The sequence below is a fragment of the Campylobacter concisus genome, from assembly GCF_902460875.1.
Taxonomy (GTDB): domain Bacteria; phylum Campylobacterota; class Campylobacteria; order Campylobacterales; family Campylobacteraceae; genus Campylobacter_A; species Campylobacter_A concisus_AA.
This window is the reverse complement of sequence record NZ_CABPVR010000023.1, coordinates 1-1,360: the sequence shown is the minus strand read 5'-3', so window position 1 is coordinate 1,360 and position 1,360 is coordinate 1. Positions and strand designations below refer to the sequence as shown.

Here is a 1,360-nt window from a genome sequence, read left to right as displayed (position 1 = left end):
AACATATAGTCTTTTAATCAATTTGTCTATTTGATCTTTTATTTCATTGGATTTATTTCTTTTCTCCATATTATCAGAAAAGTATTTTGCAACATAAAAATAATATATATAATTATGCCCAAATGAATATAGATCATTATTCTCCCTTATTAGTTTTGCATAAACTAACTTGTCATATACAGTTGAAAAATTTTTTTTATGATATTCAGTAGAATACTGATTGTGTATTTTTTCTATTTCTGCCCTTTCTAATTCTCTCTTTCTATTGATAAAAAAGTAATATGCTATGCAAGATAAGTACGTATGATAAAAATCCAGTTCGTCTGATTTTATTCCAACGTTACCCATTGCTTGAACAATTAGATAGTTATAAAATTCCGCATAAGCGCTTCCACCTAAATTACTATTAGTGCCGGCTTCTATTTGTTGCAACAAAGTAATGATATACAGTGGATATTTAGGAATAAATTTATTTCCAATAACAGTTTCCAATTTTTTAGAAAAATCGTCTTTTCTTTCCATAAGTTCATTATCGTGAATTAATTCTTCTTGGCCTATAGAAATCCATTTTTCTGCCATTTTATCTCTTAATTCATACCCATATTCTTTTATTTTAAAAAATTTAAACCCATCTAAATTTCCTCTAAAATCCTCTTTTATCATTAGTTCCATTTCGGCAGAATCGTCAGAAAATATTAGCGTATTACTGAAATTATTATTAATCATTTTTAAAAATGACGATTTATAATTTATTTTTTTTATTGGCAATGATTCAAAATTATCTATCAGTATGATCATTTTATTATATTGTTTTTTAAACATATCATGTTTTATTTCAATATACTGTTTAGTAAAATTTTTATATAGCTGACTCTCAAATTTGGTTAAATCAGATGACTTTATATCTTTTGCGTCAACAAAAACTGGAGTTAGCCCGATTTGATTAAATTCTTTTTGCAAAGTCTTTATTAAGGCTGTTTTACCAGAGACTTCTTCGCCAAAAATAACACATTTTGGGTATTCTTTTATGTTTAAAAGCTTTTGAGAACTAATTTTTATTTTTGCATTATCCTCAATATCTTGTAAGTCTTGATACACAAAAATGTCTGATAAAATTAGTTCACTTTTATTTGGGTGGGTTAGCTTTATACCGATATCATTTAGTATTTTTACATACGATTCGTTTAATATCAAAGTATCTTCTTGTGGGATAGTAATTAATTTGCTGACATTATTGGAATCAGGATTATTGATTAAAAAATTTATATTGCCTTCAAACGAAAAATTTTTGTAGGGACTATCTGTTTCTTTAAGTTTTTTTAACAGCTCCCTATCCTCAACAATACATCCGTTGTTGGCA

1 protein-coding gene is annotated in these 1,360 nt (G+C 26.5%); it reads right to left on the bottom strand.

The window, feature by feature from the left end; genetic code table 11:
• Positions 1 to 1,360: STAND family AAA ATPase (locus F3H01_RS09305; RefSeq protein ID WP_188116384.1), on the bottom strand; the 1,360-nt coding region annotated here is incomplete at both ends.